General features: G+C 62.8%; 21 protein-coding genes. 10 read left to right on the top strand and 11 right to left on the bottom strand.

Translation table 11 applies throughout. The annotated features are described in order from the left end of the window. Positions 1-14: 14 nt before the first annotated feature. The 3 genes from DMO26_RS04760 to glcF are packed head-to-tail and all read left to right on the top strand — an operon-like array spanning position 15 to position 3,987. Positions 15-1,448, top strand: coding sequence for an FAD-binding oxidoreductase (locus DMO26_RS04760; RefSeq protein ID WP_117190863.1), 1,434 nt, complete (start codon positions 15-17; stop codon positions 1,446-1,448). 22 nt (positions 1,449-1,470) lie between these two features. Continuing rightward, positions 1,471-2,664, top strand: a complete 1,194-nt coding sequence (locus DMO26_RS04755; protein ID WP_117190862.1) for an FAD-binding protein — start codon at positions 1,471-1,473, stop codon at positions 2,662-2,664. A gap of 6 nt (positions 2,665-2,670) precedes the next feature. Next, complete coding sequence (gene glcF, locus DMO26_RS04750; protein WP_117190861.1) at positions 2,671-3,987, top strand: glycolate oxidase subunit GlcF; 1,317 nt, start codon at positions 2,671-2,673, stop codon at positions 3,985-3,987. 87 nt (positions 3,988-4,074) lie between these two features. On the opposite strand, the gene DMO26_RS04745 is transcribed toward glcF, so the two are convergent. From DMO26_RS04745 to DMO26_RS04735, 3 genes are all read right to left on the bottom strand, one after another. After that, on the bottom strand, positions 4,075-4,785 hold the full coding sequence (locus DMO26_RS04745) for an outer membrane protein (RefSeq protein WP_117190860.1): 711 nt from the start codon (positions 4,783-4,785) through the stop codon (positions 4,075-4,077). A 179-nt stretch (positions 4,786-4,964) separates the two neighbouring features. Further along, complete coding sequence (locus DMO26_RS04740) at positions 4,965-5,657, bottom strand: L,D-transpeptidase (protein WP_117190859.1); 693 nt, start codon at positions 5,655-5,657, stop codon at positions 4,965-4,967. 173 nt (positions 5,658-5,830) lie between these two features. Further along, entirely contained in the window at positions 5,831-6,604 is a 774-nt protein-coding gene (locus DMO26_RS04735; protein WP_162894729.1) for a L,D-transpeptidase, read from the bottom strand. A 229-nt stretch (positions 6,605-6,833) separates the two neighbouring features. On the opposite strand from DMO26_RS04735, the gene DMO26_RS04730 reads away from it, so the two are divergent. Further along, a complete protein-coding gene (locus DMO26_RS04730) occupies positions 6,834-7,463 on the top strand; it encodes a DNA-3-methyladenine glycosylase I (RefSeq protein ID WP_117190857.1) in 630 nt (209 codons plus the stop codon). Here the strand turns inward: DMO26_RS04730 and DMO26_RS04725 are convergent. The 3 genes from DMO26_RS04725 to DMO26_RS04715 form a co-directional block, all read right to left on the bottom strand. Further along, on the bottom strand, positions 7,450-8,154 hold the full coding sequence (locus DMO26_RS04725; RefSeq protein ID WP_117190856.1) for an HAD family hydrolase: 705 nt from the start codon (positions 8,152-8,154) through the stop codon (positions 7,450-7,452). The genes DMO26_RS04730 and DMO26_RS04725 overlap by 14 nt on opposite strands. Before the next feature lie 99 nt (positions 8,155-8,253). Beyond that, positions 8,254-8,664 (bottom strand): CopM family metallochaperone, encoded by a 411-nt coding sequence (gene copM / locus DMO26_RS04720; RefSeq protein ID WP_226951190.1) that lies wholly within the window; start codon positions 8,662-8,664, stop codon positions 8,254-8,256. A 51-nt stretch (positions 8,665-8,715) separates the two neighbouring features. Continuing rightward, positions 8,716-9,468 (bottom strand): hypothetical protein, encoded by a 753-nt coding sequence (locus DMO26_RS04715; RefSeq protein ID WP_117190855.1) that lies wholly within the window; start codon positions 9,466-9,468, stop codon positions 8,716-8,718. 126 nt (positions 9,469-9,594) lie between these two features. On the opposite strand from DMO26_RS04715, the gene hisS reads away from it, so the two are divergent. The 4 genes from hisS (at position 9,595) to DMO26_RS04690 (ending at position 13,607) form a co-directional block, all read left to right on the top strand. Then, a complete protein-coding gene (hisS, locus tag DMO26_RS04710; RefSeq protein ID WP_117190854.1) occupies positions 9,595-11,154 on the top strand; it encodes a histidine--tRNA ligase in 1,560 nt (519 codons plus the stop codon). A 207-nt stretch (positions 11,155-11,361) separates the two neighbouring features. Further along, positions 11,362-12,483, top strand: a complete 1,122-nt coding sequence (locus DMO26_RS04700) for an ATP phosphoribosyltransferase regulatory subunit (RefSeq protein ID WP_117190853.1) — start codon at positions 11,362-11,364, stop codon at positions 12,481-12,483. After that, positions 12,480-13,178 (top strand): ATP phosphoribosyltransferase, encoded by a 699-nt coding sequence (hisG, locus tag DMO26_RS04695; RefSeq protein ID WP_117190852.1) that lies wholly within the window; start codon positions 12,480-12,482, stop codon positions 13,176-13,178. The genes DMO26_RS04700 and hisG overlap by 4 nt, the downstream gene beginning before the upstream one ends. Positions 13,179-13,202: 24 nt before the next feature. Then, positions 13,203-13,607 carry a GFA family protein gene (locus DMO26_RS04690; protein WP_117190851.1) on the top strand — a complete coding sequence of 135 codons (405 nt, stop codon included), beginning with the start codon at positions 13,203-13,205 and terminating at the stop codon, positions 13,605-13,607. Positions 13,608-13,669: 62 nt separating this feature from the next. Here the strand turns inward: DMO26_RS04690 and DMO26_RS04685 are convergent, their stop codons facing one another. Together DMO26_RS04685 and DMO26_RS33535 are read right to left on the bottom strand one after the other, a co-directional pair. Beyond that, positions 13,670-14,119: a DoxX family protein gene (locus DMO26_RS04685; RefSeq protein WP_117190850.1), complete on the bottom strand. Its 450-nt coding sequence runs from the start codon at positions 14,117-14,119 to the stop codon at positions 13,670-13,672. Between the two features lies 1 nt (position 14,120). Continuing rightward, positions 14,121-14,351 (bottom strand): hypothetical protein, encoded by a 231-nt coding sequence (locus tag DMO26_RS33535; protein WP_162894711.1) that lies wholly within the window; start codon positions 14,349-14,351, stop codon positions 14,121-14,123. A gap of 3 nt (positions 14,352-14,354) precedes the next feature. On the opposite strand from DMO26_RS33535, the gene DMO26_RS04680 reads away from it, so the two are divergent. Next, positions 14,355-14,669: a hypothetical protein gene (locus tag DMO26_RS04680; protein WP_162894710.1), complete on the top strand. Its 315-nt coding sequence runs from the start codon at positions 14,355-14,357 to the stop codon at positions 14,667-14,669. 52 nt (positions 14,670-14,721) lie between these two features. On the opposite strand, the gene DMO26_RS04675 is transcribed toward DMO26_RS04680, so the two are convergent. Together DMO26_RS04675 and DMO26_RS04670 are read right to left on the bottom strand one after the other, a co-directional pair. Then, a complete protein-coding gene (locus DMO26_RS04675; protein WP_205421174.1) occupies positions 14,722-15,111 on the bottom strand; it encodes a DoxX family protein in 390 nt (129 codons plus the stop codon). 145 nt (positions 15,112-15,256) lie between these two features. Then, a complete protein-coding gene (locus DMO26_RS04670) occupies positions 15,257-16,798 on the bottom strand; it encodes a cation:proton antiporter (RefSeq protein WP_117190847.1) in 1,542 nt (513 codons plus the stop codon). Positions 16,799-17,070: 272 nt separating this feature from the next. Here DMO26_RS04670 and DMO26_RS04665 point away from each other — a divergent pair, with 272 nt between their 5' ends. Then, positions 17,071-19,008, top strand: a complete 1,938-nt coding sequence (locus DMO26_RS04665; protein WP_117190846.1) for an elongation factor G — start codon at positions 17,071-17,073, stop codon at positions 19,006-19,008. Positions 19,009-19,113: 105 nt separating this feature from the next. Here DMO26_RS04665 and groL read toward each other — a convergent pair whose 3' ends face one another. Further along, the gene (groL, locus tag DMO26_RS04660; protein WP_117190845.1) at positions 19,114-20,757 is read right to left on the bottom strand and encodes a chaperonin GroEL; all 1,644 of its coding nucleotides are present in this window, start codon (positions 20,755-20,757) and stop codon (positions 19,114-19,116) included. Between the last annotated feature and the right edge of the window lie 41 nt (positions 20,758-20,798).

Raw genomic sequence — 20,798 nt, 5'->3', positions numbered from 1 at the left:
ACCAGGAGGCCCCGTTGTCCGAAGCCATAGAGTTCCTGCCGCCGCGTCCGGCGGTATTGTCGCGGCGTGCGGCGATCATTGCCGATCTTGCCGATCTCCTGCCGCCCGAATGTCTGGTGCACGAGGCGCGCGAGCTCGTTCCGTTCGAGACCGATGCTTTCGTCTCCTATCGCCGCCTGCCGCTGGCCGTTGCGCTTCCCAAGACGACGGCGCAGGTGGCGGCCGTGATGAAATACTGCCATCGTTACGGCGTGCCGGTGGTACCGCGCGGAGCGGGAACCTCGCTGTCGGGCGGCGCCATCCCGCAGGAGGATGCGGTTGTCCTTGGCCTCTCCAAGATGTCGCGCATTCTCGAAGTGGATTACGCCAACCGTACCGCGACCGTGCAGGCGGGTGTCACCAACCTCAGCATTTCCGAGGCGGTCGGCATCGACGGATTTTTCTATGCCCCCGATCCGAGCTCGCAGCTCGCCTGCACGATCGGCGGCAATATCGGCATGAATTCCGGCGGCGCCCACTGTCTGAAATACGGCGTCACCACCAACAACCTGCTCGGCGTCAAGATGGTGCTGGTCGATGGTTCCGTGATCGAACTCGGCGGCAAGCATCTGGATGCGGCGGGTTACGACCTGCTCGGCCTCGTTTGCGGATCGGAAGGCCAGCTCGGCATTGTCACCGAGGCGGTGGTGCGGCTGATCGCCAAGCCGGAAGGCGCCCGCCCGGTGCTCTTCGGTTTCGAGACATCGGAGGAAGCGGGCGCCTGCGTTGCCGATATCATCGGCTCGGGCATCATTCCGGTTGCCATCGAATTCATGGACAAGCCGGCGATCGAGATCTGCGAAGCCTTCGCCCAGGCTGGCTATCCGCTCGATGTCGGCGCGCTTCTGATCGTCGAAGTCGAAGGTTCCGATGCCGAAATGGATGCGATGCTCAAAAACATCGTCGAGATCGCCGGCCGGCACGGGGTGAAGACCGTGCGCGAAAGCCAGTCGGCGACGGAGGCGGCGCTCATCTGGAAGGGCCGCAAGTCGGCGTTCGGAGCGACCGGCCGCATCGCCGATTATATCTGCATGGACGGCACCGTGCCGCTCGGCAAGCTCTCCTATGTGCTCAACAGGACATCCGAGATCATCGATCGTTTCGGTCTGCGCGTCGCCAACGTCTTCCATGCGGGCGACGGCAACATGCATCCGCTGATCCTTTTCAACGCCAACGACCCGGAAGATGCCGCGAAAGCCGAAGAGGCGGGCAACGAGATCTTGAAACTTTGCGTCGATGCCGGCGGCTGTCTCACCGGCGAACACGGCGTCGGCATCGAAAAGCGCGACCTGATGCGCCACCAGTATTCGGATGCCGATCTCAGGCAGCAGATGGCGGTGCGTTCCGCCTTCGACGAAGGCTGGATCCTCAATCCGTCGAAAGTCTTCCCGCTGGATGGAAGAACGTGAGTTTCATGAGTTTTGCTGGCCAATGCTGACACCCCATTCCGAATCCGACGCCGCTTACGTCATCCGCACCGCGGCTGCGGAGGGCAAGACGCTTGCGCTCCGTGGCGGCGGCACCCGAGCCGGCTTCGGCAACGCCGTGGAGCCGGCCCAGTCCGTGAGTTCCCGCGGCCTTTCCGGCATCGTCGATTATGAACCGGCCGAAATGGTGATGACCGTCAAGGCCGGGACGCCGGTGGCCGAGATCGAGGCCGCCCTTACCGCCAACCGGCAGATGATGGCGTTCGAGCCGATGGATCATCGCGGCATCATGGGTACTTCGGGTGAACCGACGATCGGCGGCGTCTTTGCCGCCAACGTTTCCGGCCCCCGCCGTTTCGTGGCGGGCGCGGCGCGCGACAGCCTTCTCGGCATCTGCTTCATCAATGGCCAGGGGGAGGCGATCCGCGCCGGCGGCCGGGTGATGAAGAACGTCACCGGCCTCGATCTCGTGAAGCTGCTTGCCGGTTCGCAGGGCACGCTGGGTTTCCTGACGGAAGTGACCTTCCGGGTCCTGCCGGTGCCGCAGACGGTGGAGACGATCGCAATTTCCGGCCTCGACGACGCGGCGGCGGCCAAGGCGATGGCGGCGGCGATGGCGCTGCCGGTCGAGGTTTCGGGCGCGGCGCATCTGCCTCAGACGGTGAAATCCCGGTTCATCGGCGGCGCCCTGCCGGAGGGCGAAGCGACCGTGTTGCGCCTCGAGGGGCTCGCGGCGTCCGTTTCCGTGCGTGCCGGAAAGCTGGCGGCGGTGATGGAAGCCTTCGGCCCGATCACCCGGCTCGGGCCGGAAGAGAGCCTGATGCTCTGGCGCGAAATCCGCGACGTGCACCCCTATGCCGACGGCACCCTGAAGCCGCTCTGGCGGGTTTCGGTCGGACCGTCCGTCGGACATCAGCTTGTGGCCGCGCTCCGGCTCGAAGCCGGCGTCGATGCCTTCTATGACTGGCAGGGCGGGCTGATCTGGATGCGCATGGAAGCCGATCCGGAAGCCGAACTGCTGCGCCGCTATATCCGCGCGCTGGGCGGCGGCCACGCAACCCTGCTTCGCGCATCGGACGCGATGCGGGCTCACGCGCCGGCTTTTGAACCGCTGCCGGACGCCGTGGCCGCGCTCTCCGCCCGCGTGAAGCAGAAACTCGACCCGGCCGGGATTTTCAACCCGGGCAAGATGGGGTGACAGACAATGCAAACCTCCTTCACCCCTGCACAGCTTGCCGATCCGCACGTGGCCGAATCGGAAAAGATCCTGCGCCGCTGCGTGCATTGCGGCTTCTGCACCGCGACCTGTCCCACTTATGTCACGCTCGGCAACGAGCTCGACAGCCCGCGCGGGCGCATCTATCTCATCAAGGACATGCTGGAAAACGGCCGGCCGGCGGATGAGGAAGTGGTCACCCATGTCGACCGCTGCCTTTCCTGTCTTTCCTGCGTCACCACCTGTCCTTCGGGTGTCGACTACATGCATCTGGTCGACCATGCCCGCATCCATATCGAGAATACCTACCGGCGCCCGCTGATGGATCGCCTGATCCGCGGCACGCTCGCGGCGGTGCTGCCTTATCCCCGCCGGTTCCGGGCGGCGCTCATGCTTGCGAAGCTCGGTCGCCCCTTCGCGCCGCTGATGAAGCGCGTTTCGGCATTGAAGCCGTTCGGCGCCATGCTGGAGCTTGCGCCATCCTCTATATCGGGAGCGTCCGACGCGGCGATCCCCGGCACCCGCCCGCCTGAAACCAAAAGGCGCGGCCGTGTCGCGATCCTTTCGGGCTGCGCCCAGCCGGTGCTTGATCCCGGCATCAACGAGGCGACGCTGCGGCTGCTCGCGCGGCTCGGCATCGAGGTCGTGGTGCCGGAAGGGGAGGGCTGCTGTGGCGCGCTGGTGCATCATATGGGCCGTGAGGAACAGGCGCTCGATTTCGCCCGCCGCAACGTCGACGTCTGGATCCGGGAGATCGCCAAGGGGGGAAAGGACAGCGGATTCGACGCGATCATCATCACCGCCTCCGGCTGCGGCACGACGATCAAGGATTACGGCCACATGCTGCGGCTCGATCCGGAATATGCGGATAAGGCGAAGAAGGTTTCGAGCCTCGCGAAAGATATCACAGAGTACCTTTCCACCCTCGACCTTCCGAAGCAGGAGCCCAAGAAGCTGAACGTCGCCTATCACTCGGCCTGCTCAATGCAGCATGGCCAGAAGATCACAATGGCGCCGAAGAACTTGCTGAAGGCGGCCGGTTTTACTGTTCGTGATCCGGCCGAGGGGCATCTCTGTTGCGGGTCCGCCGGTACCTACAACATCCTGCAGCCGGAGATCTCGGCACAGCTCAAGGCCCGCAAGGTGCGGAATATCGAGGCCACCAAGGCGGATGTCATCGCCACCGGCAATATCGGCTGCATCACCCAGATCGCCTCCGGCACCGCAATCCCCATCCTGCACACGGTCGAGCTCCTCGACTGGGCCTATGGCGGGCCGAAGCCGGCGAAACTGGCGGCGAAATAGACCCGACAGCGAAGTTCGGATCATCAATGTGCAACAAAAAAGCCGACGATCTCGCCGGCTTTTTCATTTCTTCGAGGCGCCCGGGCCTTAGAACTTGTAGTTCACGCCGAGGTTGATGGCGTTGGTCAGAATGTTGGTCTTCAGCGAAGCGCCGCTGTCGATATCGACGTCCACCCAGGAATAGTTACCCTTGTATTCAGCGAAGGCGGACCAGTTTTCGGTGAACTGGTAGCGGATGCCGACTTGAGCCTGGACCGTCGCGCCACCGAACTGGTAATCGAAGGTGCGGCCGGAAGGACGGGTCACTTCCACATGCGGGATATTGATACCAATACCGGCGCCGACATAAGGCGTCCACTTCGTGCCTTCGATCGGGAACTTGTAGAGGGCGTTGACGGTCAGGAGGTTCAGACCGTCGGTGAATTCGAAGACGGACCAGCCGCCGGACTTGGCGAAGGTTTCGTTGTCTGCATAGACCTTGGCATGGGTATAGTCGAGCGAGATACCCCAGTTGGACAGCGCGCCGCCGTCGAACCAATAGGTGCCGCGCACGCCCCAATAGGGCGGCATGGCGAAAGGCTTGGTTTCCCAGCCGGCCGTGAAATCGGCCTGGTCGGAGATGGTCACCTTGGAATGGGGCGAGAACTGATAACCGCCATAAGCGGAGATTTCCCAGCCGCCGCCGCTCGTCTCGACCGGAGCAACATAAGGTGCCTCTGCCGCGGTGGGGTCGGCGGCCTGGGCGGTACCTGCGGCGAACGCGATGGAAATCAGGGAAAGCGAAAGAAGTTTGCGCATGAATCAGCCTGCTGAAAATGAGAATGGCTTCGTCGCCGCACTCTAGCGGCGGACGTTCCGCCGGTCTGTGCTTTTTTTGCACCAGTTGCCGACGAAGCTAGGCCCTTTATGGTTAACGAAATCCAAACATGCGGAAAAGGCGGCGTTTTACCGCCTTTTCCTCGCTTTCGCTGCGGCAATCAGCCGCCGAAAATCGTGCGGAAGATATCGATGCCGCGATCTTCATAATCCACCTTGCCCTGGCGGTTGCCCGGCCCGATGACGATGACCTTGGTGCCGATGTCGGCGCGCGAATAAAGATGCTCGACATCCTTGTTCATCATGCGAATGCAGCCGGAAGACATGTTGAGGCCGATCGTCCAAGGCTGATTGGTGCCGTGGATGCGGAAGATCGTGTCGCGGCCGCCCTTGTAGAGATACATGGCGCGGGCGCCGAGGGGATTGTCGATACCGCCCTCCTGCACCTCCGGCAGGATGCGGCCGGCGCGGCGCTCGCGGGCGCGCATCTCGGCCGGCGGACGCCATTCCGGCCACTCCGCCTTGCGGCCGACATTCACCACGCCGGACCAGCCGAAGCCCTCGCGGCCGACGCCGATGCCGTAACGCGTCGCGCTGTTCGGACCTTCGATGTAATAGAGATACTTGTTGTTGGTATCGACGATGATCGTGCCGGGCTTTTCGGTCGTGGTGAAACGCACCACGCGGCGCTTGTACTGTTCCGGCACTTCCCGCGGCACTGCGACCATCGTCACGTTGCTTTCCGGGTTTGCCACATGCGGTGCTGCCGGGCCGATGGCGCTGGCATTGCCGGCGGTAAGAAAGATCGCGCCGGCCATGCCTGCGGCGGCTGCGAAGATCCTGCTGCTCCTCATTCCCACAAATCCTCTCCTCAATTTTCAGGATTGCGGGAGGCTACCCGGTTCAACCGCCAAAGCAAGCCGAGAGCCGGCGAATAAAGAAGATGTGATGGCAAAAAGGCGGCGGGACTGTGTCCCCGCTGCCTCACTTTCCAGAGGTTTTCCGGACGGCCGGTCACATCGCGATGTCACATCACGATGACGCGGGTGCCGATATTGACGCGCTCGTAGAGGTCGGTGACGTCCTCGTTGCGCATGCGGATGCAGCCGGAGGAGACGGCGCTGCCGATCGTCCAGGGCGCGTTGGTGCCGTGGATGCGGTAGAGCGTCGAGCCGAGATACATGGCGCGTGCCCCGAGCGGGTTTTCCGGGCCGCCGTCCATGCGGGCCGGCAGGTAGTGGCCTTTGGCCGCCTCGCGCTGGATCATTTCGGCGGGCGGCGTCCAGTCAGGCCATTCCGCCTTGCGGGTGATTTTGTGGGCGCCCGCCCATTCGAAGCCCGGCTTGCCGACGCCGACGCCATAACGGCGGGCCTGACCATTGCCGGTCACGAGGTAGAGAAAGCGGTTGTTCGTGTCGATGACGATCGTGCCGGGAGCTTCCTTGGTTTCATAGGCGACCATCTGCGGTAGGAATTGCGGTTCGATCTGGCTGCGCACCGGACGGTCCGGGCGGACTGCCGCCGGCTGGACGCGGCTTTCGCCGAAAATGCCGCGGCGTACCGGCTGCGGCTCGCGCTGCTGGTAGGCCGCGCGTGGCTGGTACACGGCGCGCGGCTGGGCGGCCTGGCGCGGATAGACGACCGGGCGCGCATTCGGGCCGGCAAGCTGCATCACCCATGGGGCGGCGAGATCGGGGCTGACGATAACCGGCGGACGTTCGCGATGGCGCTCCTGCGCCAGCGCGGAGCCGGAAAGGATGGCGGCAAGGCCGAAAGCCAGTGACAGGGTCTTCTTCATGATCGGATCCACTCGTTACAAACCACCGACTGGGCGCGGCCGATATGGCGGGCCCGTGTTGACGAACATGGTGAGCGTGAGGTGAAAGCGAATGGTAAACGGGTGGCGCAAGCCCTATCGCAAATGCCATAAACCTTTTGGCAGGGTTACCGCCCGGTTTTGAAACATGGTTGACCGGTGTTAAAGCAGGCGAAAAAGGTCGTTAACGAACAGGAATTGAGGTTTTTCGGGAATGGAGAAGGCGGGAATCATTATCGGCGAGGACGGCAGGGGACGTTGTGCCTGGCATGGCGGCCTGGAGGATTACCGCCGCTATCACGACGAGGAATGGGGGAGGCCGGTCACCGACGATTTCCGACTGTTCGAGAAGATCTGCCTCGAAGGTTTCCAGTCCGGCCTCTCCTGGCTGACGATCCTCAGGAAACGCGAGAACTTCCGCGCCGCCTTCGCTGGCTTCGATTTCGAAAAGGTCGCGACGTTCGGTGAGGACGATATCGCCCGGTTGCTCGCCGATACCGGTATCATCCGCCATCGCGGCAAGGTCGTCTCGACCATCAACAATGCCGCCCGCGCCATCGAACTGCGTGACGAGTTCGGGTCGCTGGCGAAATTCTTCTGGGGGTTCGAGCCCGGCGCCCATGAGAGGCCGGAGATCATGGATCTCGCGACGCTGAGGGCCAATCCCACCACCCCGGTTTCGGTCACTTTGTCCAAGGCATTGAAGAAACGCGGCTGGACCTTCGTCGGCCCAACCACCGTTTATGCCTTCATGCAGGCCATGGGGCTCGTCAACGATCATCTCGACGGCTGCTTTTGCCAGCGTGAAGTCGATGAACTGAGGCTGAAGTTCAGGCGCCCGTGATGTTCTGGATGACCGCCGAAAGCTCGCCCAGATGCTCGATCTGGCGGAAGCGCGGCGCGTGCGTCGGCGCGTCCACATGTTCCAGCACCCAGGTCAGCGTATGCGGCACGAAGACGCCGTAACTGCCGGCGGCAATCGCCGGCACAATGTCCGATTTCAGCGAATTGCCGACCATCATCGCCCGTTCCGGTCCGTCCGCGACTTTGGAAAAGATGCGGCGATAGGTGGTGGCGTTCTTGTCGCTGACGATCTCGACGGCATCGAAGAAATCGCCCAGGCCCGATTGGGCGAGCTTGCGTTCCTGGTCGAAGAGGTCGCCCTTGGTGATCAGCACCAGCAGGTATTCGCCGTTCAGCGCGCGAAGCGTCTCTTCCACATGCGGCAAGGTTTCCACCGGATGGCGCAACAATTCGCGGCCGATATCGAGGATTGCGCCGATCGTTTTGGTCGGCACTCTGCCGCCGGTGACCTCGATCGCCGTCTCGATCATCGACAGCGTGAAACCCTTGATGCCGAAGCCGTAATGGGAAAGGTTGCGCCTTTCCGCCTCCAGCAGGCGTTCGGAAATGTGGGCACCCTCGGCGAAATCGCCGAGAAGATGCTGAAAATGTTCCTCGGTCAGCCGGTAATATTGCTCGTTCTGCCAGAGCGTGTCGTCGGCGTCGAAGCCGATGGCGGTAATCGGGCGCATGGAATCTGCCTCCACCGGCTGATATGGCGAAAAAGCAGGCGCCGGGCAAGACGAAAGCTGACCCGGCGCCTGTGTGATCCTTGACTTGTGCCTGATCGCCTACTTGCCGCGTGCCTTCAGCCAGGCCTGCATTTCGGCGATTTCCGCCTCCTGCGCCTTGATGACGGCTTCGGCGAGCTTGCGGATTTCCGGGTCCTTACCGTGTTCGAGTTCGACCTTCGCCATGTCGATCGCGCCCTGGTGGTGCGGGATCATGCTGCGCACGAAATCGACGTCGGCGTCTCCGGAATAGGAGATCGCCATGTCCTTGTGCATCTTTTCGTTGGCGGCAATGTAGCCGCTCGCTGCGGGTGTGCCGGCAGAGGATGTCCCGGCAGCGTCGGCCTTCGGCATGTTGGAGTGGTCGTGTCCCTTCATCTGCTGCGCGGCCAACGGCGTTGCAGCCGGGCCGGCAATGGCGAGCGAAAGGGCGGAGGCGATCAGGATGGCAGCAGGATGCAACATGATCATGAATCTACGGTCGCCACGCTGGAAATCAACCCGCCAAAGCGTCACAAGTCATCACATGGCAATGACGTCGTGGATAGCCTGAACGTCCTTGCCGAGTTCGCCATAGGGCGCCACGGGCCATTTCCAGCACCGTTTCGCTTGGGGAGCCGGCACGCCGCGGAGAAGATCGGCCTCTTCGGTCACATTTCCGTGCCGATCCGCGACCTTGTAGGCGGTATCCGTCAATAGCGCGACCTTGCAGGGCAGAGCGGCAAGGCCATCCAGATGGGCGCGGATCAGCCTTTGCAGTATTTCATCGCTTTTCGGATTTTTCTCCTGTTCCAGGCGGCGCTTCGCGCCGACGCCGATCTGGGACAGGATGTTGGCCGAGACGACGAGGTCGAGATACGGGACCTGCCGCAGGAAGGCGAGCGGCTCCGGGGCCTTGCCGCTCAGAGCCTCGTCGAAACCCGACAGGTCACGGGAAATCAGCCTGATATTCCTGAACCGCTTCGCCTTCAGCCATGCCCGGATGCTGGCGAGATGCACGACATCGACCAGCACGACGGTGTCGAATGCTCCCGCAAGCGCGCCGATCGGCACGTCGCGCAACAGGCCCGAGCCGAGAACGACGGCGGTGCGCCGTTCGCGTATCCCGGCGATTGCCTCGCGAATGAAGGACTTGCAGTTCTCCTCATGCGGCGCCCATTCCTTCGCGCATCGCCCCGCCCGCGACCACAGGCTGACAGATGAACGGACGAAGGGCCGGAATTCCTTCGGCGTAATCACTGAAGTCGCGGCATGCTGGATGGCTTCGGCGAGCATGGGATCATTCGATATCAGCCGGAATGATTCTTCACCAGCCGCCGCCCTTGCCGCTTGAACCTGCATCCTCTAAGAAACCGCACACAAAACCGGCCTGTTCCGGCCGTTGGCAATGGAAATTCGATCATGAACGACAAGAGCAAGAAGCCCCAGAAACTCAAAGCCCGCCTGCCGCGCGGCTTTGCCGATCGTTCGGCTGCCGATATCCATGCCACCAACGAGATGATCGAAAATATCCGCGAGGTCTATGAGCGCTACGGTTTCGATCCAGTCGAGACGCCGATGTTCGAATATACCGACGCCCTCGGCAAGTTTCTGCCGGATAGCGACCGCCCCAATGAGGGCGTGTTCTCGCTCACGGATGACGACGACCAGTGGATGAGCCTGCGTTATGACCTGACCGCGCCGCTCGCCCGTCATGTCGCGGAGAATTTCAACGAGATCCAGCTTCCCTACCGCACCTATCGCGCCGGCTACGTCTTCCGCAACGAGAAGCCGGGTCCCGGCCGCTTCCGCCAGTTCATGCAGTTCGACGCCGACACCGTCGGCGCGGCGGGCGTGCAGGCGGATGCCGAAATGTGCATGATGATGGCCGACGCGATGGAGGCCCTCGGCATCGATCGCAAGGACTATGTGATCCGTGTCAACAATCGCAAGGTTCTGGACGGCGTCCTGGAAGCGATCGGGCTCGGCGGTGAGGATAACGCCGGTCGTCGGCTGACCGTGCTGCGCGCGATGGACAAGCTAGACAAGTTCGGCCCGGAAGGCGTGAAGCTCCTGCTTGGCGAAGGCCGCAAGGATGAATCAGGCGACTTTACCAAAGGGGCCGGTTTGGGACCGTTGGAAATCGAGGAAATCCTCAAGCTTCTGGCCGGTTTTGATTTCGACAGCGAGCTTTTCGATATTCTGGGTGATATGCAGAATATTCAGATCCAGGATGCCCTTAACCTGAAATTCGCGATCAATTCGACATTTCGCCAGGGTTTGGAAGAATTGTCGACCATCCGTAAGCTTGCCGTGGCCGCAGGATATGAAAGTGATCGCATACGCATCGACCCTTCCGTTGTCCGAGGCCTCGAATATTACACCGGCCCGGTCTTCGAAGCCGAACTCACTTTCGACGTCACCAACGAAAAAGGCGAAAAGGTCGTTTTCGGCTCGGTCGGCGGCGGCGGGCGTTATGATGGCCTCGTGTCGCGCTTCATGGGCCAGCCGGTTCCGGCGACAGGTTTTTCGATCGGCGTCTCGCGCCTGATGACGGCGCTGAAGAACCTCGGCAAGCTTGGCCAGGACGAGGTGATCGGCCCGGTTCTCGTCACCGTCATGGACGGCGATGTGGAAAGCATGGGCCGCTACCAGCGTTTCACCCAGGACCTGCGCAATGCGGGCATCCGGGCCGAGATGTATCAGGGCAACTGGAAGAAATTCGGCAACCAGCTGAAATATGCCGACCGCCGCGGCTCACCCGTCGCCATCATCCAGGGCGGAGACGAGCGCGCCCAAGGGGCCGTGCAGATCAAGGACCTGATCGAGGGCAAGCGGCTTTCCGGCGAGATCACCGACAATGCCGAGTGGCGCGAGGCGCGTGTCGCACAGGAGACCGTCGCCGAGGCCGACCTTGTCGCTAAGGTGAAGGAGATCCTTGCCGCCCAGGCGGAGGATCGCAGAAGGGCGACGGATGCGTAAGCTCTACCCCCCTCTGTCCTGCCGGACATCTCCCCCACAAGGGGGGAGATCGGTCGGGCGAAAGTTCGTTATCCTCTATCTAGCGTCTCAATCTCCGCAACTGCTCGTGAGAGGCGGCGGTCGTGCGGCTTGTGATCTCCTCCCTTGTGGGGGAGATGTCCGACAGGACAGAGGGGGGTATTGGGGCAGATCGGGAGGAGAAATTCCATGCCCCTGATCGACATGCCCGACTTCTCCGCCGACCTTCTCAACGAATTCGCCTCCCGCCGCACGGAGCGGGTCAATACCCCCGTCATCCAGCCGGCCGAACCTTTTCTCGACATGGCAGGCGAAGACCTCCGCCGCCGGATTTTCCTCACCGAAAACGAGACCGGCGCCAGCCTCTGCCTGCGCCCCGAATTCACCATTCCCGTCTGTCTTCGCCATATCGAAACGGCGACCGGCACGCCGAAGCGTTATTCTTATCTCGGAGAAGTCTTCCGCCAGCGCCGCGAGGGCGCGCATGAATTCTATCAGGCCGGCATCGAGGATCTCGGCGACAAGGACATCGCAAGCGCCGACGCCCGCGCCATCGGCGATGCCACCGGCATCCTGAAGGCCCTGCTGCCCGGCCGCCGGCTTGTGCTGACGCTCGGCGACCAGGCCGTGTTCGAAGCGGTGGTCAAGGCGCTCGGCCTGCCCTTCGGCTGGCAGCGTCGGCTGATCCATGCCTTCGGCGACATGGCGCATCTCGAAGCGCTTCTCGACCGCCTTGCCCGGCCGCAGCCGGTCGCGGGCCTCGATCCGCAGATCACCGGAATGATCGCTTCGGGTCAGGAGGCCGAACTGGCGGCGCGTATCGACCGCACCATGCAGGAAACCGGATATTCCACCAACGCCAGCCGCTCGCCGGCCGAGATCGCAAGGCGGCTCAAGGAAAAACTGGAGCTCGCTGAAACCCGTCTCGACGGGACGGCTCTGCTGCTGCTGCGCGAATTCCTGACGCTGCAGCTGCCGCTCGCCGACGCGCCGGCGGCGCTTGCCGGTTTTGCCGATGCCGCCGAACTGAAGCTCGGCCCGGCGATCGCACTCTTTGATGCTCGGCTCGCGGCACTCGCCAATGCCGGCGCCGATCTGTCCGCGATGACCTATCGCGCCGCCTTCGGCCGTCCGCTCGATTATTACACCGGCTTGGTTTTCGAAGTGACCGAGGCGGGCTCGGCCGCGGTACTGGCCGGCGGCGGCCGTTTCGACCGGCTGTTGACCTTGCTCGGCGCGAAGGAACATATCCCTGCGGTCGGCTTCTCCCTCTGGCTCGACAGGATTGAAGCCGCGAGGGCGAAACAATGAGTGCCGTCACCATCGCTCTCCCTTCGAAGGGCCGTATCAAGGAAGAGACCGCCGAGATATTCGAGCGTGCCGGGCTTGCCATTTCCGCCGTCGGCAACGACCGGTCCTATCGCGGCCGCATTGCCGGCATCGAAGGCGTCGAGATCGCCTATCTCTCGGCCTCCGAGATCGCCCGCGAACTTGCGAACGGCACCGTCGACTTCGGCGTCACCGGCGAGGATCTGGTGCGCGAAGGCATGGCCGGCGTCGACCGGAGGGTCGAATTCTGCGCCCGCCTCGGCTTCGGTCATGCGGATGTGGTCGTCGCGGTGCCGGAAATCTGGCTGGATGTGGACACCATGGCCGATCTCGGCGACGTGGCGGCGGATTTCCGCGCCCGTCATGGGCGCCGTCTGGCGATCGCCACCAAATACTGGCGGCTGACCCAGCAGTTCTTTTCGAGCCTCCACGGCATCCAGCTCTACCGCATCGTCGAAAGCCTCGGCGCTACGGAAGGCGCACCCGCCGCCGGCCAGGCGGATATCATCGTCGACATCACCTCCACGGGGTCCACGCTGCGTGCCAACCACCTGAAGGTCCTGTCGGACGGCGTGATCCTGAAATCCGAGGCCTGCCTGGTCAGGGCCCGCAAACCCGGTCACGATCAGGACCAGCGGATTGCCCGGATCGTGGAGGCTGTCCGCGCCGCGTTGTAAGTTCATTCGAGGAGGAGATGACCTATGCATATTACCGGCGGATGCCATTGCGGCCAGATTACCTATCAGGCCGAGCTTGATCCGCAGCGTGTCGCTATCTGTCATTGCACCGATTGCCAGAAGCTGACCGGATCGCCGTTCCGTGTCACCGCCGTCGTTTCCGACGATGATCTGAAGATCATCGGCGAGCCGAGGATATACAAGCGCGTGGCCGAGAGCGGCCGTGTCCGTCAGCAGTATTTCTGCCCGAATTGCGGCTCGCAGCTCTTCGTAAATGGCGAAAGCGGCGAAGCATCGAAAATCTGGGGCATCCGCTGGGGCAGCATCGATCAGCGGCTGGATATAAGGCCGCAGCGCCAGGTCTGGTGCCGCTCGTCGCCCGCCTGGCTTTCCGAGATCGGCGAACTGCCGGCGAAGGACAGGGATTAAGAAAAAAAAGAACCCGCCGGATCTGGTCCGGCGGGTAGTCTTGGGCAGGGAATTTTGAAAGCTTAGGCAGCGATTGCGACAGAACCGCGGCGGGCGTCGATGGAATATGCGCCGGCGCCTGCGGCGGCAAGAGCCAGGAAACCGCCGGCAATCGTCAGGTTCTTCATCATGTTGAGCTGATTGAAGACTGTCAGCAGGCCGTTTGCGGCATCCGGGAAGCCCGGGATAACGATCGCGCCGGAGTGGAAAACGAGCGCGGTGAAGACCGAGAAGGCAGCGAGCAGAAGTGCGGCGATGCGGGTCTGGAAACCGATAAGGACGGCGAGGCCAGCAACGACTTCGAAGAGGCCGGCGAGATAGGTGAGGAGGGTCGCGGCCGGAATGCCGGCGCCAGTGATCATACCGGCGGTGGAGGCCGGATCGCCGAACTTCTGGAAGCCGGCCAGGATGAACATGCCGGACAGCAGGATGCGGCCGACGAGAAGAAGCGAATTGGTAGCGGTGGTGGACATTTCAGGTCTCCGGATCGGTGTCTTTGGGTACGACACGCGGTGAATTCTCTGGAACCTTATGTGCCTCGTTTTTCTCGTGTTCGGAAGATGAACGATGATTGACGCTTTGTTCGAGAAAAGAGAACGATCCTGTCGTGCCGTCTTTTCTGAACGCCGCCTTCAGCCGCAGTTCATCACCGCCCTTCAATATTGGGCCGTTCTCGAAGCAAATCGCCTCGAAAGGAGATGGCATCTCATGAAGAAGATCATCATCACCGCGCTCGCCCTTGTCGTAGCCTCCGCAGTTCCGAGCTTCGCACAAACCTATCGCAGCGAGGCGCGGGAAAACCGGCAGGAATACCGCATCTACCGCGGTATGGTTCGTGGCGAGCTGACGCCGCGCGAATTGCGCAATCTGGCCCGCCAGCAGCATCGTATCGACCGGGCGCAATCGCGCGCCGCCCGCGATGGCTATGTGTCCTACCGCGAGCGGCAGAGGATCGAGCGCATGCAGGACCGTGCATCGCGCAACATCTACCGCAAGAGCAACAATCACCGCGATTTTTATTGAGGGTGCGCCATCGGCCATCCGCCCGCAGCGCGCCGGGCGGATGGCGTTTCCGTCAGCCTTTGGCCCTAAGCGGAAAGAGCGCCCTGAGGCGCACATCCCGCAGCCATAACCCGCCCCACATGAAGAGGCCAAGATAGATGCCGAAGAGGACGTGGCTGAAGAGCGGGCTGCCGGCTCGGATCTGCGTCGCCATCGCGCCGCCAAGCAGGCCGGTGAAGAGAATGGCGCCGAGCACGCTGGTGCGATTGTAGAGGTAGAGGACGAGGAAGGTCAGTTCGATGATGCCGATCATCAGCACGTAGCCGGGTGGCCAGCCGAGCGCCTGCATCGTCTCTTCCGCAATGGGCATGCCGAGCAGCTTGGGGGTCACCGACGCCCCCAGTATAAAGAGCGCAAAAAGCCCGGTGAGCACATAACCTGCCCATTTCATCTTCTTTTCCATATCGATCCCCTTCTTTGAACCGTCGGTTTGGCCTGATTGCGAACCTCAGGACAAGATCCGTTCCCTTCCGTCCGCGTGCCTCAAGGACGGAGCAGGAGACGCAGCTCCGACATCGGGCGCGAAAAATCTCCGGGAGAGGGCAGCCTCAGATCTCTTCGATCCGGCGTGCGTCCTCGGGCAGGACAGAAAGCTCGCGCCAGTCGATTTCCTCGAGCAGCAGATTGTATTCGTCCACGTTGACCCGATGCGTGGCGCGCAGTTCTTCCAGTTCCTGCCTTTGCGCGGCGATCGCCGAAAGCGCCAGTCGCCGGTAGGTGTCGAGCGAACCGGCGCTCTCGACATGCAGCAAAGCCTCCTGCTCGATACGGAATTTGGAGCGCAGGAGCTCGGCTTCCGTTTCCTTCGCATCTTCGAGCCGCGCAAGTCCGGCGGCTGCGATCCGGCCGCGGACCTCCGCAAGTTCGCGCGGGCCGTCGGCCCGGCGGTCGAGACCGAGCCAGCGGATGACCGAGCCGAGGGTAAGGCCCTGCAGGACGAGCGTGGCGAGCACGACCGCAAATGCTGTCAGAACCACGACGTCCCGCTGGGGGAAGTCGGCTGGCAGGGCAAAGGCAGTCGCGAGGGTCACGAGCCCGCGCATCCCGCACCAGCCGGCCAGCAATGCCTGTGTCATGCTGGCGGGTTCCGGGCGGCCGTGGCTGACCGCATACCAGGCATGGATGCGGTTGTATCCGACGCAGACCACGAAGCGGACGGCGATGCAGATCGCTACGACGACGAGCGCGAAGGCCGCAGCGTCTCCGAGACGTTCGGCATTCATGTTGCCGACGATGTCGCGTGCCTGCATCCCCATCAGCAGGAACGCCATGACGTTCAGCACGAAGACGACGGCAGTCCAGACCGCATAGGACTGTACCCGCATGCGTGCCGACGAGAAGGAATTGTTGCTTCTCGCGAGCGTCATGGCGAAGGCGACGATGGTCAGCACGGCCGAGAGGCCGAGCCGCACGGCAACGATCCAGAGCAGGAAGGTCTGGACGAATTGCAGGAGATTGCCGCCGAGCGTGCCGCTGACGAAGCGGGTGAAATAGCGCATCGCCTGGGCGGCGAGGACGCCGAGCAGGATGCCGCCCGGAACCGCCAGCGCCACATGCAGCGCCACCTCATGGTCCATGTGTCCGGCGGACTCGACCGCGAGCGCGGCATCGAAGATCAGGAGCGCTGCCGCGTCGTTGAACAGGCTTTCGCCGCGCAGCACGGTGTCGGTCGTGCGCGGGATTGCCATGGAGGAAAGCACGGCGGTTGCGGCGGCGGCATCCGGTGGAGCGACGATCGCACCGAGCACGAGGGCGGCGGCAATCGGCAGGCCGGCGAAGGCCCAGCCGATCCAAGCAACCGCCGCGGCCGTGACGATCACCCCGCCGATGGCGAAGACGAGAAGCGGCAGCCAGAACCGCCGCGCGATCCCGACCGGAAAATCGAAGGCGGCGTCGAGCAGGGCAGGGGCAATGAACAGGGCCAGCGCCGTTTGCGGCTCCAGCGAGATGTAGGGCATGCCGGGCACCAGCGCCGCCGCCGCGCCGGCCATGGCCAGCATGGAGGGATAGGGCAGGGAAAGGCGGCGCGAGATCTGCAGCAGCACGACCGCGACAAGCAAAAGGAGAAGCAGGCTCTCGAAGAAACTCATGGGAGGGGACTGTAGTTGCCGAACATGCCGTTGTCAGCCGCGGGTTTGCACATTTCGCTTCCGGGCTCTGCGCGCCTTTCGCCTCGCGTTCGGCTCGGGCTGACCGTGTGTCCGCTTGACATCTGCTCGGATGTTTCCGTACAGCTCGACATACGCCTCCCTGGGAAGTGGGAGGTTTGGCACCAGCCATGGTCATCATCTCATAGAGGTCCCAATGCGCCGAGTCCCTTCTCACGAAAATCACGTTCGAAATTCTGAGAAGTTGAGGGTTCATGCGCACTTTGAATCTGGGCATCCTCGCCCATGTGGATGCGGGCAAGACTAGCCTTACGGAAAGGCTCCTTTTTAACGCCGGTGTGATCGACAGGCTGGGCAGCGTCGATACCGGCGATACGCAGACGGACAGCCTCGAGATCGAGCGCCAGCGCGGAATCACCGTCCGGGCGGCTGTCGTGTCCTTCACGATCGGCGACACGGCCGTCAACCTCGTCGATACGCCGGGCCATCCCGATTTCATCGCTGAGGTGGAGCGGGTGCTGGGGTTGCTGGATGCAGCGGTCGTCGTCGTTTCCGCGGTCGAGGGCGTACAGGCGCAGACACGCATATTGGTGCGGGCGCTGCAGCGCCTCGCGGTGCCTTTCGTGTTCTTCATCAACAAGGTCGATCGCCTGGGCGCGCAATATCATCTTGTGCTGGAGGACATTGCCCGCCAGCTGCCGGTCCGGCCGATCGCCATGTCAGCCGTCATCGGCCCCGGCAGCAAGCATGTCGGGGTGGAGGCGCTCGACCCTCTCGCCGAACCGTCCTTCACGGCGCTGTGCGAACTGCTGGCGGAAAACGACGACGCGCTGCTCGGTGACTATCTCACGGCCCCGGACCGTCTGACCGCCGAAAGGCTCGGACGCTCATTGGCCGATCAAGTTTCCAAGGGCCTGGCGCATCCCGCATTCGCGGGAGCCGCGATGACCGGAGTGGGCCTGCCGCCGCTGACCTCGGCCATAGCGACGCTGCTGCCCGGCCGGCATCTCGACCCGGACGGCCCGATCGCCGGTCGGATATTCAAGATCGAGCGCGGGTGGGGCGGCGAAAAGCTGTCATACATGTATCTGGCATCCGGCACGATCCGGCTCCGGCAGTACCTGGATCTGCCGAACGGGCCGGCAAGGGTAACTGGCATCCAGGTCTTCGAGGCCGGCGGGGTTCATCCCGTCACCAGCTTCCGCGCCGGACAGATTGCGCGGGTAGGCGGGCTTGCGGGCGCCCGGATCGGGGATGTCGTGGGGGACGACCTGCCGTCGGGCGGCCGGTCCCATTTTGCGCCGCCCACCCTTGAGACACGTGTTGTGGCGAGGCGCCCTTCCGACAATGCAGCACTCTGGCTGGCGCTCAACCAGCTGGCCGAACAGGATCCGCTGATCAACCTTCGTCGCAACGATGACGCTGACGAAGTTTTCGTATCGCTCTATGGCGAGGTGCAGAAGGAGGTGATCCAGTCCACCCTGCTGACGGATTTCGGCATCGAAGCGGTGTTCGAGGAGAGCACGGTCATCTGCGTGGAAAGGCTCGTCGGAATTGGCGTCGGCCTTGAGATCATCTTCAAGGAGCCTAATCCCTTCCTTGCGACGGTCGGGCTGCGCGTCGAGCCGCGGCCGGAAGGCGCCGGCAACAGTTTTGCCCTGGAAGTGGATGTCGGCCAGATGCCCGCGAGTTTTTACCGGGCAGTCGAGGACACCGTCTCCGAAACGCTGAAACAGGGCATCTTCGGCTGGCAGGTCATCGATTGCCACGTGGCGATGACCGCGGCCCGGCACAGTTCCCCGGCGAGCACAGCCGCCGATTTCCGGCAGCTGACGCCGCTGGTGCTGGCAGCCGCTTTGTCGGCGGCGCAAACCGTCGTCTGCGAGCCGATTGACCGCTTTCACATCGAAGCGCCAGCCGCCGCCTTGAGCGGTCTGCATGCCCTGCTTGCGAAATCCGGAGCGATGACCAGGGATTCGGTGATCATCGATGGCGCGGCCCGGCTGGAAGGCACGATAGCGTCCGCAATGACCCAGGCCATCCTGCAGCAATTGCCGGGACTGACAAGCGGCATGGGGACGATGGAATATTCCTTCGATCACTATGCCCGGATGGCCGATCCGCCGCGTTCGCGCCGACGTTCCGGCGTCGATCCGTTCAATGCCGGCGACTATCTGCTCCGCAGGCGCTGAAACTCGCTACCAGGATCCGCAAATCGAAGACAAACAAAAAAAGGGCGATCCGAGGATCGCCCTTTCCCAAATGAACCGGTTGGCTCAGAGTCGGACCCGAAGGTCTTACATCATGTCCATGCCGCCCATTCCGCCCATGCCGCCCGGCATGCCGCCGGCTGCAGCTTCCTTCTTCGGAAGCTCGGCGATCATGGCCTCGGTGGTGATCAGCAGCGAAGCAACCGAAGCTGCGTTCTGCAGGGCCGTACGGACAACCTTGACCGGGTCGACGATGCCCATGGCGATCATGTCGCCATACTCGGACGTCTGGGCATTGTAGCCGTAGTTGTCTTCGTTCTTGTCGAGGATCTTGCCGACCACGATCGAAGCTTCGTCGCCTGCGTTTTCAGCGATCTGGCGAACCAGCGACTGAAGCGCCTTGCGGACGATGTTGATGCCGGCTTCCTGGTCGTCGTTGGCACCCTTTGCGGTGATCTTGACGGAGGAACGGAGCAGTGCAACGCCGCCGCCCGGTACGATGCCTTCCTGAACGGCCGCGCGGGTCGCGTTCAGGGCGTCGTCGATGCGGTCCTTCTTTTCCTTGACTTCGACTTCCGTCGAGCCGCCGACGCGGATCACGGCAACGCCGCCAGCGAGCTTGGCAAGACGTTCCTGCAGCTTCTCGCGGTCGTAGTCGGAGGTGGTTTCCTCGATCTGGGCCTTGATCTGATTGACGCGGCCTTCGATGTCAGACTTGGCGCCGGCACCATCGACGATCGTGGTGTTTTCCTTGGAGATCGAAACCTTCTTGGAGCGGCCGAGCATGTCGAGGGTGACATTTTCGAGCTTGATGCCGAGGTCTTCGGAGATGACAGTGCCGCCCGTCAGGATGGCGATGTCTTCGAGCATGGCCTTGCGGCGGTCACCGAAGCCCGGAGCCTTGACGGCAGCGATCTTGAGGCCGCCGCGCAGCTTGTTGACGACGAGGGTCGCAAGCGCTTCGCCTTCGACGTCTTCAGCGATGATCAGGAGCGGCTTGCCGGTCTGAACGACGGCTTCGAGAACCGGGAGCATCGCCTGCAGGTTCGAGAGCTTCTTCTCGTGGAGGAGAATGAAAGCGTCGTCGAGGTCGGCGACCATCTTTTCCGGGTTGGTGACGAAGTAGGGCGAGAGATAGCCGCGGTCGAACTGCATGCCTTCGACGACTTCGAGTTCGGTTTCGGCGGTCTTGGCTTCTTCAACCGTGATGACGCCTTCGTTGCCGACCTTCTGCATGGCTTCGGCAATATCGAGACCGATCTGCTTTTCGCCGTTTGCCGAGATCGTGCCGACCTGGGCGACTTCTTCCGAGGTGTTGATCTTCTTGGCCTTGGCCTGGAGATCCTTGACGACGTCTGCGACGGCGAGGTCGATGCCGCGCTTCAGGTCCATCGGGTTCATGCCGGCTGCAACGGCCTTGCCGCCTTCGCGAACGATGGCCTGGGCGAGAACGGTCGCGGTCGTGGTGCCGTCGCCGGCGATGTCGTTGGTCTTCGAAGCGACTTCGCGGACCATCTGGGCGCCCATGTTTTCGAACTTGTCGTCCAGTTCGATTTCCTTGGCGACCGATACGCCGTCCTTGGTGATGCGCGGAGCGCCGAAGGACTTGTCGATGATGACGTTACGACCCTTCGGGCCGAGCGTGACCTTGACTGCGTCAGCGAGAATGTCGACGCCGCGCAGCATCTTTTCGCGCGCGGTGCGGCCGAACTTGATTTCCTTAGCTGCCATTTTGAGAACTCCTGAAAAGGGGTGTCAGCGATGTTTCAGTG

The sequence above is a fragment of the Rhizobium terrae genome (assembly GCF_003425685.1).
GTDB lineage: Bacteria > Pseudomonadota > Alphaproteobacteria > Rhizobiales > Rhizobiaceae > Neorhizobium > Neorhizobium terrae.
This window is presented reverse-complemented; position numbering and strand designations above follow the sequence as displayed.

Bases quoted from the DNA above. Each gene is read 5' to 3' on its own strand.
- DMO26_RS04730 (WP_117190857.1), top strand. From the start codon at position 6,834: ATGGAGAAGGCGGGAATCATTATCGGCGAGGACGGCAGGGGACGTTGT.
- DMO26_RS04715 (WP_117190855.1), bottom strand. From the start codon at position 9,468: ATGCTCGCCGAAGCCATCCAGCATGCCGCGACTTCAGTGATTACGCCG.
- DMO26_RS04745 (WP_117190860.1), bottom strand. From the start codon at position 4,785: ATGCGCAAACTTCTTTCGCTTTCCCTGATTTCCATCGCGTTCGCCGCA.
- glcF (WP_117190861.1), top strand. From the start codon at position 2,671: ATGCAAACCTCCTTCACCCCTGCACAGCTTGCCGATCCGCACGTGGCC.
- DMO26_RS04675 (WP_205421174.1), bottom strand. From the start codon at position 15,111: ATGGAAAAGAAGATGAAATGGGCAGGTTATGTGCTCACCGGGCTTTTT.
- DMO26_RS04685 (WP_117190850.1), bottom strand. From the start codon at position 14,119: ATGTCCACCACCGCTACCAATTCGCTTCTTCTCGTCGGCCGCATCCTG.
- DMO26_RS33535 (WP_162894711.1), bottom strand. From the start codon at position 14,351: ATGCCATCTCCTTTCGAGGCGATTTGCTTCGAGAACGGCCCAATATTG.
- copM (WP_226951190.1), bottom strand. From the start codon at position 8,664: ATGATCATGTTGCATCCTGCTGCCATCCTGATCGCCTCCGCCCTTTCG.
- groL (WP_117190845.1), bottom strand. From the start codon at position 20,757: ATGGCAGCTAAGGAAATCAAGTTCGGCCGCACCGCGCGCGAAAAGATG.
- DMO26_RS04700 (WP_117190853.1), top strand. From the start codon at position 11,362: ATGCCCCTGATCGACATGCCCGACTTCTCCGCCGACCTTCTCAACGAA.
- DMO26_RS04665 (WP_117190846.1), top strand. From the start codon at position 17,071: ATGCGCACTTTGAATCTGGGCATCCTCGCCCATGTGGATGCGGGCAAG.
- DMO26_RS04755 (WP_117190862.1), top strand. From the start codon at position 1,471: ATGCTGACACCCCATTCCGAATCCGACGCCGCTTACGTCATCCGCACC.
- DMO26_RS04725 (WP_117190856.1), bottom strand. From the start codon at position 8,154: ATGCGCCCGATTACCGCCATCGGCTTCGACGCCGACGACACGCTCTGG.
- DMO26_RS04740 (WP_117190859.1), bottom strand. From the start codon at position 5,657: ATGAGGAGCAGCAGGATCTTCGCAGCCGCCGCAGGCATGGCCGGCGCG.
- DMO26_RS04690 (WP_117190851.1), top strand. From the start codon at position 13,203: ATGCATATTACCGGCGGATGCCATTGCGGCCAGATTACCTATCAGGCC.
- hisS (WP_117190854.1), top strand. From the start codon at position 9,595: ATGAACGACAAGAGCAAGAAGCCCCAGAAACTCAAAGCCCGCCTGCCG.
- hisG (WP_117190852.1), top strand. From the start codon at position 12,480: ATGAGTGCCGTCACCATCGCTCTCCCTTCGAAGGGCCGTATCAAGGAA.
- DMO26_RS04670 (WP_117190847.1), bottom strand. From the start codon at position 16,798: ATGAGTTTCTTCGAGAGCCTGCTTCTCCTTTTGCTTGTCGCGGTCGTG.
- DMO26_RS04680 (WP_162894710.1), top strand. From the start codon at position 14,355: ATGAAGAAGATCATCATCACCGCGCTCGCCCTTGTCGTAGCCTCCGCA.